The sequence below is a fragment of the Streptomyces sp. MS19 genome (assembly GCF_047200595.1).
In the GTDB taxonomy this organism is placed as follows: domain Bacteria; phylum Actinomycetota; class Actinomycetes; order Streptomycetales; family Streptomycetaceae; genus Streptomyces.
Map to the genome: position 1 here is coordinate 28,269 of NZ_JBJZOH010000022.1, position 13,948 is coordinate 42,216.

A 13,948-nucleotide genomic window follows, 5' to 3' on the forward strand; every position below is an offset into this window, starting at 1 on the left:
CGGGGTCCGTGCACCTGAATCACGTGGGTCAAGGGAGGAACCGACGTCGTGAGCAGCAGGCCAGCGAGAGGCGCTGCTCGCCTCGCCGCCATACTCGACGCATTGCCCGACGCGCTGTTGCTGGTCAACGGCAACGGAACCGTCGTCAATGCCAACGCCATCGCCGTGGAGACCCTGGAGGCTCCGGGCGCCCCCCTCATCGGCCGCGGACTGCTGGACATCGTCCCGGACTTCGATCCGCGCCGCATCCCCGGCTCCATGCGCCGTCCCGAGGAGGACCCCAGTGTCAGGACCAAGCCCACGCGGATGGTGGCACGGCGGACGGACGGGAGAGCGTTGCAGGTCGAGGTGACCAGCGCGGGGCTGAACTCGGACCGCGCGCCGTACGCGTCGGCCATCGAGGCCGCCTTCGCCGACGACCCCGCAGGGGAGGAACTGCTGGTCCTCATCATCCGCGACCTGTCGGGCACCCTCGACACCGAGGCCGAACTGGTGCGCCAGCAGCGGCAGACGGAGATGATCCTGCGGGCGGCGTCCGAGGGCGTCGTCGGCGTGGACACGGCGGGCCGGATCGTGCTCGTCAACCCGGCCGCCGCGCAGATCCTCGGCCACCGGGCCAGCCAGCTCGGCGGGCAGGAACTCCACCCGCTCGCCCAGCACTCGCGAGCGGACGGGACACCGCTGGCGTTCGAGGAGACGCCGCTGCACGACACGCTGCACTCGGGCCGCAAGCACCGCGTACGCGGGCAGGTGCTGTGGACGAAGGACGGCAAGGCCGTCCCCGTGGACCTCACGACGGCGCCGGTGCGGGACGGGGACCAACTGGTCGGGGCCGTCCTGGCGTTCACCGACCGGCGTGCGTACGACGCGCTCGCCGCGCGGCACACGCAGCTGCTGTCGGTGCTGCGGGACGGGCTGCGCGGGCCGCTGGAACAGCTGCGCGGGGAGCTGACGGCCCTCGCGGCCGACCCCGCGGGCCAGCTGTGGCCCGAGGCGAACCAGGTGCTGCACCATCTCGCCGCCGGATACACGCGGATGACCACGCTCGTGGACAACGTCCTCAGCTACCAGCGGCTGGACGAGGGGCACGAGAAGCTGTCGGTGAAGCGCGTGTCGCTCGACGCCGTCGTGGCGGCGGGGGTCGAGGGCGCGGTGGAGCTGATCGGGCCGGGCCGGGCGCAGTTCGCCGTACACGCGCCGCCGATCGAGGCGGAGGTGGACCCGGACCGGCTGGCGCAGGCACTGGCGCACCTGGTGGCCGACGTGGCCGGGGTGGACGCGACCGGGCGTGCGGCGTCGGGTGCGGCGGCCGGGGATTCGACGATCGTGGTGGCCGCGGCGCAGCGCGGGGATGTGGTGCGCATCGAGGTGCGCGGGCCGTATCCCGGCGGGGACTCGGTGCACGAGCCGATCGTGCGGGGAATCGTCCGGCAGCACGGCGGTGTGCTACAGACGCACGAGGTGGGTGGCGCGTCGGCGTACGTGCTGGAGGTACCGGTGCTCGCCGGGGGCGGAGCCGTTTCCGCGGTACCGGCGACGCGGGACGCAAGCGGTGACACGACGGTGATGCCCGTACCGGCGGAGCCCGCGCGGGGGACGGCGGCGCAGGCGCGGAGACCGGCGCTGGCCATCGAGCCCGTGCAGGACACGCCGACCGGGCGAGGGCGGCGCCGCAGGGCGGGTGCGCCCGCGCCGGAGGAGACGGAGCAGGGCGCCGGGGACACCGGTTCGGTGGACATGTCGGGACGCGGGCGCCGCAGGCGCGCGCTGGGCCCGGCGGTGGAGGAGCAGGGCGACGTACCGGTGCCGCAGGTGCCGGAGTCGGCGCCCCCGGCGGCGCAGCCCACGGGCCGGCGGCGCAGGCAGGCCGCCGACGCTGAGGCGGCACAGCAGCCCGCCGCCGAGGCGGTCGTGCCCGAGCCGCAGCCGCAGCCGCAGCAGGAGCCGCCGCAGCAGGAGGAACCCCCACCCGTCGAGCACTCGGTGGTGGCGGCGAGTCCCATCCTGGACGGCAGCGCGCCGCCGCCGGTGAGCGCGCCGCGCGCCCCCCGCGCGCTGCCCATGCCGGGCAGTGACCGTGCGGAACGGGCGCTCCCCGGCGTCAGCGTGCAGACGCTCGGACAGGGCGTGCCCGTACCACCATCGGCGCTGCCGGAACGACGGCCCGCGCCGGGGGTTCCCGCACCACCGCCGCCGATGCAGGCGGCCGTACCGCAGCAGATGCCCACGCGGCGCCGGAAACTGGCGACGCCGCCCGCGGAGGAGCCGGAGCAGGGGAACGCGGCGGGCGCGGCGGCGCCCGTACCGCAGCAGCAGGGACCCGGCACGCACGGCAGGGGCCGCCGCTTCGCCATCGGCGCGCCCGCGGCGGGCGCCGCGGAGGGCCCCGAGCCGCTCGACGGGCCGAACGGCGCCGTCGAGGTGACCGACAGCCCAGCCACCGCGGGCCCGCCCGCCCCGGCGGACGACGAACTGCCGCCCGAGCCGCTGGACAACCCGCGGCGCCTCCTCGTGTGGCCGGAACCCGACCCGTCCACGCAGCAGGCCCTCACCGACCGCGGCTACCGCCCGGTGATCGTGCACTCGCGCGAGGAGGTGGACGCGCAGATCGCGGCCTACCCGGCGGCGCTGTTCGTCGACCCGCTGACCGGGCCGATCACGCGGACGGCCCTCCAGTCGCTGCGCGCCGCGGCGGTGGCCGCCGAGGTGCCGGTGCTGGTGACGGCCGGTCTGGGCCAGGCGAGCCGGGAGGCGGCGTACGGCGCCGACCCGGCGGTGCTGCTGAAGGCGCTCGCGCCGCGCGACAGCGAGCAGCACCCGCCGCGCGTCCTCCTCGTCGAGGAGCAGCCGGAGATCGCGAGCGCGCTGGCCGCGTCGCTGGAGCGCCGGGGCATGCAGGCCGCGCACGCCGCGTCGGACGCGGAGGCGATGGAGGTCGCCGCCCGCGTCCGGCCCAACCTGGTGGTCATGGACCTCGGCCAGGTCAGGCGGCGGCGCGCCGGGATCATCGACTGGCTGCGGGTGAACGGCCTGCTGCACCGTACGCCGTTCGTCGTCTACACGGCGGCGGACAGCGATCCGGCGCAGCTGGCGTCGCTCGCGTCGGGCGAGACCGTGCTGTTCCTGGCGGAGCGCTCGACCAACGCCGACGTGCAGGAGCGGATCGTGGACCTGCTGACGAAGATCGGCGCGCACTGACCCGCCGGCGGCACCTCAGCCGTCGCCCCCGGACCGGGGGCGCGGCAGGGTCGTGACGTCCAGCGCGCCGTCGGCGTGCCGGGCGCGGATCAGCTTCTTGTCGAACTTGCCGACGCTCGTCTTCGGCACGGCGTCGATCGCCGCCCAGTGGTCCGGCAGCTGCCAGCGCGGCACGCGGTCGGCGAGGAAGGCGCACAGGGCGGGGAACGCGGCCTCCGGCGCCGTCCCCGGGGTGAGCACGACGGTGGCGAGGGGCCGTTCGCCCCAGCGGTCGTCGGGCACGGCGACGACGGCGGCCTCGGTGACGTCCGGGTGCGCCATGAGGTGGTTCTCCAGGGCGACGGACGAGATCCACTCGCCGCCCGACTTGATGACGTCCTTCGCGCGGTCGGTGAGCGTCAGGAAGCCGTCCGGGGAGATGACGCCGACGTCGCCGGTGCGCAGCCAGCCGTCCGGGCTGAAGCGGTCGGCGGGGCGGTCGGGTTCGCCGTCCGCGCCGCCGTAGTAGGCGGCGGCGATCCAGGGGCCGCGTACCTCCAGCTCGCCCTCCGACGCGCCGTCCCAGGGGAGGAACGTTCCGTCGGGCCCGGCGAGGCGTGCCTCGACGCCCGCCGGGAAACGGCCCTGGCTGACGCGGTACGGCCACTGCTCCTCGGGGCTGAGCCGGGCAGGGGGGAGGGCGACGGAGCCGAGGGGCGACGTCTCGGTCATGCCCCAGGCGTGCTCGACGCGGACGCCGTGCCGTTCCTCGAACGCGCGCATCAGCGCGGGCGGGCAGGCGGAGCCGCCGATGGTGACGCGGCGGAGGGAGCCGAGGTCGCGGGGGCGGTCGGCCAGTTCGGCGAGGAGTCCCTGCCAGATGGTGGGGACGGCGGCGGAGTGCGTGGGCCGTTCGGCGGCGATCATGTCGGCGAGCGGGCCGGGCTGGAGGAAACGGTCCGGCAGGAGGAGGCCGAAACCGGACATGAACGCGGCGTGCGGCAGCCCCCACCCGAGCACGTGGAACATGGGGACGACCGGAAGCGTCGTGTCGTCGGCGGACAGGCCCATCGACTCGGTCATACCGATCTGCATCGAGTGCAGGTAGATGGACCGGTGACTGTAGAGCGTGCCCTTGGGGTGGCCGGTGGTGCCGGAGGTGTAGCAGAGGGCGGCGGCGGTGCGTTCGTCCGGCTCGGGCCAGGCGTACGTGGTGGGGCGGCCGGAGATCAGCTCGTCCCAGTCGTGGACGGTGGCGCGGGCGCCGTCGAGGGGGGCGCGGTCGCCGGGGCCATTGACGATGACGTGCTCGACCGTCGGCAGGGACGGGAGCAGCGGGGCGAGCAGGGGGATCAGCGTGCCGTCCACGAGGATGACGCGGTCGGCGGCGTGGGTGATGGTCCACGCGAGCTGGTCGGCGGGCAGCCGGAGGTTCAGGGTGTGGAGGACAGCGCCCATGGAGGGGACGGCGAAGTACGCCTCCAGATGCTCCGTGTCGTTCCACATGAGGGTCGCCACGCGTTGGGACGGCTCGACGCGCAGTTCGTCGCGCAGGGCGTGGGCGAGCTGGGCCGCGCGTTCACCGACGGCGGCGAACGTGCGGCGGCGCGGTCCTTCGGGCGTACCGGTCCAGGTGGTGACGGACGCCGCCGCGTGGACCGTCGTGCCGTGCCGCAGGATACGGCTGACGAGTAGGGGCGTGTCCTGCATCGTGCCGTACACCAAGGGCCTCCCGCTGAGCGACTGCGACGCGTGTGTGCCGGTGATTCTGCGGGGTCGGCGGCGTCTTGGCCAGGGGGTGGGGGCGCCGTGCCCGGGGGCGCGCCCGGGGAACGACCGGGTACGGGGCACGGGGCCGGGCACGGCGGCGTGCCGGGCGGCCGGGGGTCAGGCCGCCATGGCGTGCCGCTGAGCGGGGACGCGCTCGCGGGCGGCGGGGGCCGCGCCGCGCAGGATGTCGATCAGCTGCTCGTCGTCACGCAGCTTGGCGAGGGCACGGGAGACGGCGCTCTTCACGGTGCCGACCGAGACGCCGAGCAGCTCGGCGGTGGCCGCCTCGCTGAGGTCCTCGTAGTACCGGAGGACGACCATGGCGCGCTGGCGGTCGGGCAGCTTGACGATGGCGCGCCACATGGCGTCGCGCACGGCCTGCTGTTCGGCGGGGTCGGTGTCGGGCCGCCTGTCGGGCTCGGGCAGCTCGTCCATGGCGTACTCGTCGACGCGGCGCTTGCGCCACTGGGAGGTGCGGGTGTTGATCAGGGCCCGGCGGACGTAGCCGTCGAGCGCGCGGTGGTCCTCTATGCGCTCCCAGGCCAGGTAGGTCTTGGTCAGCGCGGTCTGGAGGAGGTCTTCGGCGTCGGAGGGGTTCGAGGTCAGGGAACGAGCGGTCCGCAGCAGCATGGGGCCGCGGGCCCGCACGTACGAGCTGAAGGTCGGCGGTGGCGCCTTCTGGGCCGCGGTGGGCGTGGTCATGCTCTACAAATTAGGCCGAAGGACCCCCCGGGCGGATCGCCCAGAGGTCGCGATGGGGCATCCGCCCCAGGGAGTAGAGGTGGTGCGGGCTACACCTCCCACAGGTGTAGGGGTTCCGCCCGTCACCCCCCAGGGGTATCAGGGATTCACCGGAGGACGGCCACCGGGGCGTGCACCAGGTTGCGGTCGATGGCGAGGCGGCGGCCACCGTGCGTCTCCGTGACGTCACCCGCGTACTGGTGGATGCGGCGGTGCGGCTGCCAGGCGGCGGGGTCGAGCGAGGGCTCGCCGTCCAGGGTCGGCGACGTCTCCCAGCGGGCGAACCACAGCACGTCGGGCAGGTCCACGGCCCCGGCCGCGCGGGCGCTCTCCATGTGCGCGATGCCGGACGCGGCGCTGGAGTAGAGGCCGGGGATCCAGCCCTCCTCGCGCAGTTCGCGGCTGAAGCCCTGGATGAACGCGAGGGTGGTGCGGGCGCAGGACGCGTCGAGGTGGTCGTAGTTCTCGATGTCGAGGTAGAGCGGGCTGCCGGGCGCGAGGCCCAGGGCCTCGGCGGACGCGATGGCGTCGGCGGCCTCGGTGACGCCCTGCTGCCAGGGGCGGTCGGCGTCGATCGGGACGGCGCTCTTGGCCTTGTCGAGGACGCAGGGCGACTGCGAGCCGACGTAGAGGGGCAGGAGGCGCCAGCCCAGTTCGGACACGCCGGTGACCCAGTCCGGGGTCAGGTTCGGCTGGGCGGGGCAGGCGCGTCCGGCGCCGCCGACGTAGATGCCGACGGCCCGGTAGGGGGAGGCCAGCCAGCCGCGCATCGTGTCGAGCGAGGGCGCCTCGCACGTGTCGAACGCGGCGCCCTCGTAGATCTCCGCGCCCTGGGCGGACAGGTCGCTGTCCATCAGCGTGGGAGCGGGAAGGGGGCGCGGGTCCTCGGCGGCGGTCGCGGGGGTGGCGAGGAGGGCCGTCAGGAAGAAGGCGAGCAGGACGTGCCACAGGTGGGGGGCGCGGCGCGGGGTGGGGCGGGCGTGCCGGGCACGGCGGGTGCGAGGCGACCAGGGGGTGTGATGGGCATATCGCATGAGGATGAGTCAAAGTCGCGCGTACGGGGTGGGACGGCGCGACACTCCCCGTGGCGGTGGAGGGTTCAGCCGTACGGCGGACGACGCACCGCGCGGCCCGCACCGTGGAGTGCGGACCGCGCGGCTGACCCTGCCATCAGAACGGCGACGTACCCCGGGACGTCACCGGGGCCCCGTCGTCACGGGAGGAAGTTGGCGACGATGAGCGTGAACGCCTTGTCGGACTGGTCGATGACCCCGAAGCCGTTGACACTGGCGGCGTTGCTCTCGTTGGAGTTGCCGAAGCCCACGGACGACTGCTGGGTGACGGTGGAGTTGCCCGCCAGGTCGTCGCCGACTCCGCCGCCGATGATGGAGTTGCCGCTGAGCCCGTCCACGCTGTCGGCCTGGGCGACGCCGGCGCACACGCCGAGGGCGAGCGGCGCGGCGGCGAGGACGGCGAGGGTGCGGGCGGTGCGGATGCTTGCCATAGGTCAGTTCCTCCGTGGAATCGGACGATGGGTGTGGCACAGCAGCCGGCCGGACTGCCTGGACGGATCACGACGTCGTGACACCAGGCTTGCCCAGAGGATCACCCGCCCACCACCCGCACCGGGCCGATTCCCCCGCACGAATGACGGCGGCGGAACAAACGCCCTTTCCCCACCCGCGTGGCGCACGGGGGGGGCGCACGGCGGGTTCAGGCCGTCAGTTCCTCGATGCGCCGCGCGAAGTCGGGCCCGGGGAGGGGAAGCTCTATCTCGTCCACGAACTGGACCGCCTGCGGGATGTAGTGCACGACGGCCGCCGTGGTGTCCGTCAGGTAGCCGTGGTCGCCGTGCAGCAGCGCCAGGACGCGCAGCACCAGCGCGGGGTCGCTGCCGTCGCCCGCCGCCCCGTCGTGGAGGGGGTGCGGGGGGCGGTCCGGGTCGGCCTGCCTGCGCCACAGCTCGGCCTCCCACTCCTCGCCGAGCGCGAGGTGGTGAAGGTAGAGGCAGTAGGCGGCGGCGGCGTCCCCCGCCCCGGCCGCGAACTGCCACCAGAAACGCGCACTGTCCTCGCGCCCCGCCAGCTGAAGCACACAGCCGAGGACGCGCGCCCCCTCGGGCTGCGGGACCCGGCCGCCCAGGAAGGCCGCCATGTGCTGGAGGGCGCCGTCCCGCTCGGCGACGGTGCGGCAGAGCGTCGCCAGATGGCCGTCGACGCACGGCCCCTCCGCCCCGGGGCCGCCGGGACCGTCACCGGAGGGCAGCTGCTGCTCCGCGCGTTCGCGGGGCCGGACGCGCCCGGTGGTCAGCCGGGCCGCGATCCGCCGCTCGGCCGCCTCGATCTCCGCCTGGCTGTAGACGGGCAGCGGATGGGCGAGGAGGGCCCTCGTCAGCAGTTCCTCAATGGTCGGAGCCATCGTCGGCGTCCTCCTTCCCCGGGGCGGACAGGCCGAGCGACTCCTTCAGCCGGTGCTTCGCGTACCGGGCGGTGGAGCGGACCCCCGGCACGGTGACACCGAGGATGTCCGCCGTCTCCGAGGGGCTGTAGCCGATGCAGTAGCGCAGGACGATCACATCGTGCTGACGCTCCGGCAGCTCGCGCATGGCCTGGTAGAGGGAGATGCTGCCGGCCAGTTCGCCGACGGGATCGACGGCGGTGCGCAGCGCCTCGGTCTCGAACGCGGCCGTGTCCGCGACGACAGGGCGCCGCCCACGGTCCCTGGCGGCCTCGCGCGTGCGCTGCTTGAGGACGGTCCAGGCGTACCCGGCGGGGCTGTCGAGGCGGAGGACGTCGCCCCACTCGGCGGCGAGCTGCTCGAAGACACGGTCGGCCGTCTCCTCGGCGGCCTGCCGGTCGCCGAGGTGCAGTTCGGCCCAGCGGACGTAGGCGGGGCGGTAGAGCTGATGGAAGGCGCGGAGATCCGCGGGCAGGGGGATCAGCGGGCTGACACCGTGGCGGTGCGGCGAGGGGCTTCCGGTCACGGCCGGACCTCCCGTATGCGCCGCTCCGCGCCCTGGGCACCTCGGCGCCCGGCGATCTGCTCGTTCACGGACCTCCTGGTCCTCTCGTCGTCCCCCGCGCCCGACCCATCCGGGTCCGGCCGAACTTCTATACGGTAGAAGCTTCCCAGCCCTCGGGGCGAACGCAAAAACCCCCGGCGCGAGACCTTCGCCACGCCCACCGCACAGACACACGAGCCCCCGACCGTCTGCGCTGGTCGGGGGCCGTGCGTGTGATGCGGGCGGCGGAGGCGGTGGGATTTGAACCCACGGTGGCGTTGCCGCCACGACGGTTTTCAAGACCGGTCCCTTCGGCCGCTCGGGCACGCCTCCTGGAGGTACCCGCACAGCCTAGCGGTTGGGGCGTCAGTCACCCACGCGCTGTCCGAGGGTGATGGTCGTGGTGTGCTCGTCGCCGTCGCGGACGTAGGTGACGTCCACCGAGTCGCCCGGTTCGTAGGTCCAGATCTGGCTGATGAGGGTCGGTCCCGAGTCGATGGGGCGGTCGCCGAAGCGGGTGATCACGTCGCCGGGGCGCAGGCCCGCCTCGTCCGCCGGGCCGCCGCTGGTGATGGGGTCGGTGCCGCCGCTGGTCTCCTCGACGATGGGGGCGCCGGCCGTCTGCATGCCGGAGGCGCCGTTGTCGACCGAGGCGCCGATGATCGGGTAGATCGGCTCACCGCCGTCGATCAGGTCCTGCGCGACGCGCTCCGCCTGGTTGATCGGGATCGCGAAGCCGAGGCCGATGCTGCCCGCCTCGCCCATGCCGTTGGACGTGGAGCGGATCGCGGAGTTGACGCCGATGACCTCGCCCTCCGCGTTCAGCAGGGGGCCGCCGGAGTTGCCCGGGTTGATGGACGCGTCGGTCTGGAGGGCGTTCATGTACGACGCGCTCGCCCCCTGGCCGTCGCTGGAGGCGACCGGGCGGTCCTTCGCGCTGATGATGCCGGTCGTGACCGTGCCCGACAGGCCGAACGGGGCGCCGATGGCGATGGTCGCGTCGCCGACCGCCATGCTGTCGGAGTCGCCGACCGGCAGCGGGTCGAGCTGCCTGCCGTTGAGGTCGGTGAGGCGGATGACGGCCACGTCGTACCCCTCGGCGCGGCCCACGACCTCCGCGTCGTAGCTCTCGCCGTCGGAGAACGTGACGCTGAGGGTGCCGCCGTCCGCGGCGGGGGCGACCACGTGGTTGTTCGTCATGATGTGGCCCTCCTCGTCGTAGACGAAGCCGGTGCCGGTGCCCGCCTCGGCGCCGTTGCCCGCCTCGATGGTGACGACGCTGGGCAGGGCGGACTCCGCTATCCCGGCGACCGAGTCCGGCGGCCTGGCCGCGACCTCGTCGCCGTCGCCGCGGCCGGGGGCGGACGCGGCGGGCGAGGACGCGTCGTCGTCCGCGACGAGGTATCCCACACCGCCGCCGACGCCGCCCGCGACGACCGCCGCGACGAGGACGCCGATCAGCAGGCCGTTGCGCTTCTTCTTCGGGGCCGGGGGCGGGAGCACCGTCCAGGGCTCGGCGGGCGGCAGCTGCCCCGTGCCGTCCTGCCCCGGTACGGGACCGGCCGGGGGCGTCGGGGGCAGGGCGCGCAGCACCGTGGTGGTGGGACTGGCCGGCTGCTGCTGCTCGGCGGACGGCGCCGCCGGGGGCAGCGGCGGCTGTGCCGGGGGCTGCGCGTGCTGGTGCGGGGGCTGCGCGTGGGGCGGTGGCGGCGGCGCCGACTGGTAGGGCGACGGGGCCTGAGGGTGCTGCGGGTGCTGGGGCGGGCCGTAGGACGGGGCCGGCTGCTGGGGCGGCGGACCGTAGGGCGACGGCGCACCGGCCGCCGGGCCGCTGCCGGTCTCCGGCGCACCGGCCGTCGGCCCGTCCGGCTGACCGGCGCGCTCGTTCTCGGTGCTCACAGCTATCTCCTCGGATGCACGACGAATATGTGTCCAGTGTTGCCCATGACCTGTCAGGCGGGCATAAACCCCGGGCCCGTCCGCGCATGGCACCATGACGCGATGACTGCCGACCGCCGCCGCATCCCGGTCATCGCGCACCGGGGTTCGTCCGAGGACGCGCCGGAACACAGCCTGGCGGCCTACCGCAAGGCCATCGACGACGGCGCGGACGCCCTGGAGTGCGACGTCCGGCTGACGGCCGACGGGCACCTGGTGTGCGTGCACGACCGGCGCGTCAACCGTACGTCCAACGGGCGCGGAGCGGTGTCGGCGCTCGAACTCGCGCAGCTGGCCGAGCTGGACTTCGGCTCGTGGAAGGCCTCCGCAGGCCCCGAGGCCCCCGACAGCGCCGACCGCGAACGGACGACCGTCCTCACCCTGGAACGGCTCCTGCGCCTCGTCGCCGACGCGGGCCGGCCCGTCGGCCTCGCCATCGAGACCAAGCACCCCACGCGCTGGGCGGGCCGCGTGGAGGAGCGGCTGATCGACCTGCTGGCGCGCCACCCCCTGCCGGGCCCCGTACGGGTGATGAGCTTCTCCGCGCGCTCGCTCCACCGCGTACGCGCGGCGGCGCCTGGCCTGTCCACTGTCTACCTGATGCAGTTCCTGCTCCCCCGGCACCGCACGGGCCGGCTGCCGGAGGGTGTGCGGATCGCCGGGCCCGGCATCCGCATCCTGCGGCGCGATCCCGGTTACGTGGAACGCGCGCACCGCGCCGGGAACCAGGTCCACGTCTGGACGGTGGACGACCCCGCCGATGTCGCCCTCTGCGCCGACCTGGGCGTGGACGCCATCATCACCAACCGGCCACGCGCGGTGCGCGAGCAGCTCGGGGACGCCCCCGCCTGAGCCGGTCCCGACCCCGCCGGGCGCGCCCCGGCGCATCCGCTGCGCACACTTCCGTCACGACTGCGTCAACAGGAGACCGGCGAACGGTTTCCCGGCAATGGCGCAAGGGCACGAATCAGGTGGCGTGGGGCTAAGGAGGTCTCGGGGGTGGCGTTGGTGGTGACACAACAGGTACCGACGTCTTCGTCCATGTCGGTCTTCCACGGCCCGTCGGGCGTGGCGACGGCACGCCGCCGGCTGCGCGCCGAACTGGCCGGCAGCGGCGCCGCGGAAGCCGTCATCGACGACGCGGCACTGATCCTTTCCGAACTGCTCAGCAACTCATGGCGGCACGCGCGCCCGCTCCCGGCGAGCCAGGAGGTGCGGGCGGCCTGGTCGCAGGATGTCGACGGCGCCGTCACGGTCGCCGTCACGGACGGCGGCGGTCCGACGCGGCCGCGGCCCGGCAGTCCGTCGCTCACCGCGCGCGGCGGGCGCGGGCTGACGATCATCGGTTCCCTCGCGCGCGCCTGGGGCGTCCGGGAGGCGGAGGCACCGGGCACCGTGACGGTGTGGGCGGTGCTCGACGGCCGGGACGGCTAGGGCTCGTCTTCCGAGAGGGGTCCTTCAGCCTGGCGGCTGGGCGTTCCCCCTGGCGCGCACGCTTGCCGCGTTACCGAATCGCCTCTGTGGGGCCCGGTACAAGGACGATCCGGCGCCCTGCGGTCGCACGCACCTGGGGACAGCTCGGGCCGGGGGAGCCGCGAGCGGTCGGACGCCCCCTTCGTAGACGGACCCTGGGGCGCGCCTTCGCGGTGCGGTACCTCGCGGTGCGGAGCGGCGCGGCTCGTACGCGCGGCCTGTCAGCGCGGTCCCGGGCGGGGCCCCCGACGGCGGGACGCCCGCGCGAGGGTCCCGGAGGTGATGCGCTGCTGCGCGCGGGGCGGGGGCGGTTGAAACGCTCCGCCACTCCCCGGCCCTCGAAGGCCGCGCCTGCCCGGCACCGTCTTCCCCGACGGCGGGACGGGGTACCGGCAGCGCCACCGCCCGCCCAGCCGGCTCCCCCGACGACTGGGGCAACGGCCCGAGCCCGTGCGGAGCACCGGTAGCCCCACCGTCCGCCGGACCGGCTCCCGCTGGCAGGCCGGGGCGGCGACCGGTCGGGGTCCGGTGGTGTGGTGTCGGATCGCCGTCGTGGCGGGCGCGTCCTGAAGATGCCGTGCGCGGCGTCCCGACGGGGCGGGCCGCGGGCGCCTTGGCGTTAGGCTCCCGGACGGTACCCGTACGCCGTCCGCACGCAGGAGACCCGTCCGTCATGGCCAAAAAGCGCCGTCCCCAGAATCAGCCGAAGCCCGTCACGGGCGAGGTGCCCGTCGTCGGCGCGCGCGAGCCGTGTCCGTGCGGCTCGGGCCGCCGCTACAAGGCGTGCCACGGGCGCGCCGCCGCCCAGGCCGCGACCGAGCTGGTGCGGCGCCCCTTCGAGGGCCTGCCGGGCGAGTGCGACTGGGTCGCGCTGCGCGAGCTGGTGCCCGCCGCGACCGTGCCGCTGGCGCTGCGGGACGGGCTGCCCGAGGGCGTGCCCTCGGTGACGCTCGCGACGGTCCTGCCGATGGCGTGGCCCGCGCTGCGCCGCGACAACGGGGCGGTGCTCCTGGGCGTGCAGAACGACACGGCGACCGGCGACCTGAGCCGCGACCTCGCCGACGTCCTCACCCGCGCGCTGGCCACCGAGCCGGGCAACCCCGTCCCGTCCGCGCGCACCGCGCCCGACGGCCCGCGCCTCCAGGACCTGCTGGACCTCTCCGCGCCCTTCGAGCCCGAGGTGCACGAGGGCTTCGAGTTCTGGCTGGACGACGCGGCGCAGGCGACGCCCGAGGTGACCGCCTCCCTCGAACGCGCCAACGAGGCCGCGATGCCCACCGCGCGGCTGTCCGGCGTGACGGCCGCCTACTGGTGCCGCACGCCGGAGAAGAACCACCTCAGGTGGGTCATGCCGCAGGCCGAGGACGACCTGCTCGACGGCCTCGCGCGGCTGCACGCGGCCGGTGCCTCGTCGCTCGGCGAGGGGACGCGCCTGGTGGGCTCGTTCCGCGCGCACGGGCTGACCGTGCCGGTGTGGGACCTGCCGGGCGCGATGGGCGCGGAGGAGTGCGAGAAGCCCGCCACCGCGTTCGGCGAGCGGCTGGCCGAGGCGCTCGCGTCGGCGGCTCCGCTCACGGTGGACGAGCGCCGGGCGCGCAGCGGGCTCACGAACCGTCAGATCACCCTGAGCTGAGGGCGGGCCGACGCCGCCGGGCGGGGGAGTGATTCCAGTCACAACGCCCCGCCACAGCGGCGACTTCGGCCATTGTGCGGCCATGCGGGATTTGCGAATCCCCGATCAGTTGTTACCTTCTGAGGTGGGCCCGGTCGCTGGTGCATCCCCCGTCGCCAGCGATCGGGTCCGTCCATGTCACGCCGTCCTCCCCGGGCGGCGTTTCTCTGTTTCTC

At 74.7% G+C, this 13,948-nt stretch carries 11 protein-coding genes and 1 tRNA gene; 4 read left to right on the forward strand and 8 right to left on the reverse strand.

What is annotated here, in order from left to right; genetic code table 11:
* The first annotated feature begins 48 nt into the window (after positions 1 to 48).
* Positions 49 to 3,198 carry a PAS domain-containing protein gene (locus ACL02R_RS20220; RefSeq protein ID WP_412798363.1) on the forward strand — a complete coding sequence of 1,050 codons (3,150 nt, stop codon included), beginning with the start codon at positions 49 to 51 and terminating at the stop codon, positions 3,196 to 3,198.
* Positions 3,199 to 3,213: 15 nt separating this feature from the next.
* On the opposite strand, the gene ACL02R_RS20225 is transcribed toward ACL02R_RS20220, so the two are convergent.
* The 8 genes from ACL02R_RS20225 to ACL02R_RS20260 all read right to left on the reverse strand — a co-directional run bounded on the left by ACL02R_RS20225 (position 3,214) and on the right by ACL02R_RS20260 (position 10,588).
* A complete protein-coding gene (locus ACL02R_RS20225) occupies positions 3,214 to 4,887 on the reverse strand; it encodes a long-chain fatty acid--CoA ligase (protein ID WP_412798364.1) in 1,674 nt (557 codons plus the stop codon).
* 177 nt (positions 4,888 to 5,064) lie between these two features.
* Positions 5,065 to 5,649 carry a SigE family RNA polymerase sigma factor gene (locus tag ACL02R_RS20230; RefSeq protein ID WP_362963973.1) on the reverse strand — a complete coding sequence of 195 codons (585 nt, stop codon included), beginning with the start codon at positions 5,647 to 5,649 and terminating at the stop codon, positions 5,065 to 5,067.
* 146 nt (positions 5,650 to 5,795) lie between these two features.
* Complete coding sequence (locus tag ACL02R_RS20235) at positions 5,796 to 6,722, reverse strand: DUF1906 domain-containing protein (protein ID WP_412798365.1); 927 nt, start codon at positions 6,720 to 6,722, stop codon at positions 5,796 to 5,798.
* Between the two features lie 179 nt (positions 6,723 to 6,901).
* Positions 6,902 to 7,192: a hypothetical protein gene (locus ACL02R_RS20240; RefSeq protein ID WP_412798366.1), complete on the reverse strand. Its 291-nt coding sequence runs from the start codon at positions 7,190 to 7,192 to the stop codon at positions 6,902 to 6,904.
* Between the two features lie 209 nt (positions 7,193 to 7,401).
* Positions 7,402 to 8,106 carry a hypothetical protein gene (locus ACL02R_RS20245; protein WP_412798367.1) on the reverse strand — a complete coding sequence of 235 codons (705 nt, stop codon included), beginning with the start codon at positions 8,104 to 8,106 and terminating at the stop codon, positions 7,402 to 7,404.
* Entirely contained in the window at positions 8,090 to 8,671 is a 582-nt protein-coding gene (locus ACL02R_RS20250; RefSeq protein ID WP_362963981.1) for a sigma-70 family RNA polymerase sigma factor, read from the reverse strand. Before ACL02R_RS20250 ends, ACL02R_RS20245 begins: the two co-directional genes overlap by 17 nt.
* A gap of 264 nt (positions 8,672 to 8,935) precedes the next feature.
* A tRNA-Ser gene (locus tag ACL02R_RS20255) sits at positions 8,936 to 9,022 on the reverse strand.
* A gap of 33 nt (positions 9,023 to 9,055) precedes the next feature.
* Positions 9,056 to 10,588, reverse strand: a complete 1,533-nt coding sequence (locus ACL02R_RS20260) for a trypsin-like peptidase domain-containing protein (protein ID WP_412798368.1) — start codon at positions 10,586 to 10,588, stop codon at positions 9,056 to 9,058.
* A gap of 102 nt (positions 10,589 to 10,690) precedes the next feature.
* On the opposite strand from ACL02R_RS20260, the gene ACL02R_RS20265 reads away from it, so the two are divergent.
* From ACL02R_RS20265 to ACL02R_RS20275, 3 genes are all read left to right on the forward strand, one after another.
* Positions 10,691 to 11,479, forward strand: a complete 789-nt coding sequence (locus ACL02R_RS20265) for a glycerophosphodiester phosphodiesterase (RefSeq protein WP_412798369.1) — start codon at positions 10,691 to 10,693, stop codon at positions 11,477 to 11,479.
* Between the two features lie 189 nt (positions 11,480 to 11,668).
* A complete protein-coding gene (locus ACL02R_RS20270) occupies positions 11,669 to 12,061 on the forward strand; it encodes an ATP-binding protein (protein ID WP_412798370.1) in 393 nt (130 codons plus the stop codon).
* A 712-nt stretch (positions 12,062 to 12,773) separates the two neighbouring features.
* Positions 12,774 to 13,733 (forward strand): DUF5926 family protein, encoded by a 960-nt coding sequence (locus ACL02R_RS20275; RefSeq protein WP_412798371.1) that lies wholly within the window; start codon positions 12,774 to 12,776, stop codon positions 13,731 to 13,733.
* Positions 13,734 to 13,948: the final 215 nt, after the last annotated feature.

What these genes read in the sequence shown, in the direction of transcription:
- ACL02R_RS20245 (WP_412798367.1), bottom strand. Translation starts at nt 8,106, where the DNA reads ATGGCTCCGACCATTGAGGAACTGCTGACGAGGGCCCTCCTCGCCCAT.
- ACL02R_RS20275 (WP_412798371.1), top strand. Translation starts at nt 12,774, where the DNA reads ATGGCCAAAAAGCGCCGTCCCCAGAATCAGCCGAAGCCCGTCACGGGC.
- ACL02R_RS20225 (WP_412798364.1), bottom strand. Translation starts at nt 4,887, where the DNA reads ATGCAGGACACGCCCCTACTCGTCAGCCGTATCCTGCGGCACGGCACG.
- ACL02R_RS20265 (WP_412798369.1), top strand. Translation starts at nt 10,691, where the DNA reads ATGACTGCCGACCGCCGCCGCATCCCGGTCATCGCGCACCGGGGTTCG.
- ACL02R_RS20235 (WP_412798365.1), bottom strand. Translation starts at nt 6,722, where the DNA reads ATGCGATATGCCCATCACACCCCCTGGTCGCCTCGCACCCGCCGTGCC.
- ACL02R_RS20230 (WP_362963973.1), bottom strand. Translation starts at nt 5,649, where the DNA reads ATGACCACGCCCACCGCGGCCCAGAAGGCGCCACCGCCGACCTTCAGC.
- ACL02R_RS20240 (WP_412798366.1), bottom strand. Translation starts at nt 7,192, where the DNA reads ATGGCAAGCATCCGCACCGCCCGCACCCTCGCCGTCCTCGCCGCCGCG.
- ACL02R_RS20270 (WP_412798370.1), top strand. Translation starts at nt 11,669, where the DNA reads ATGTCGGTCTTCCACGGCCCGTCGGGCGTGGCGACGGCACGCCGCCGG.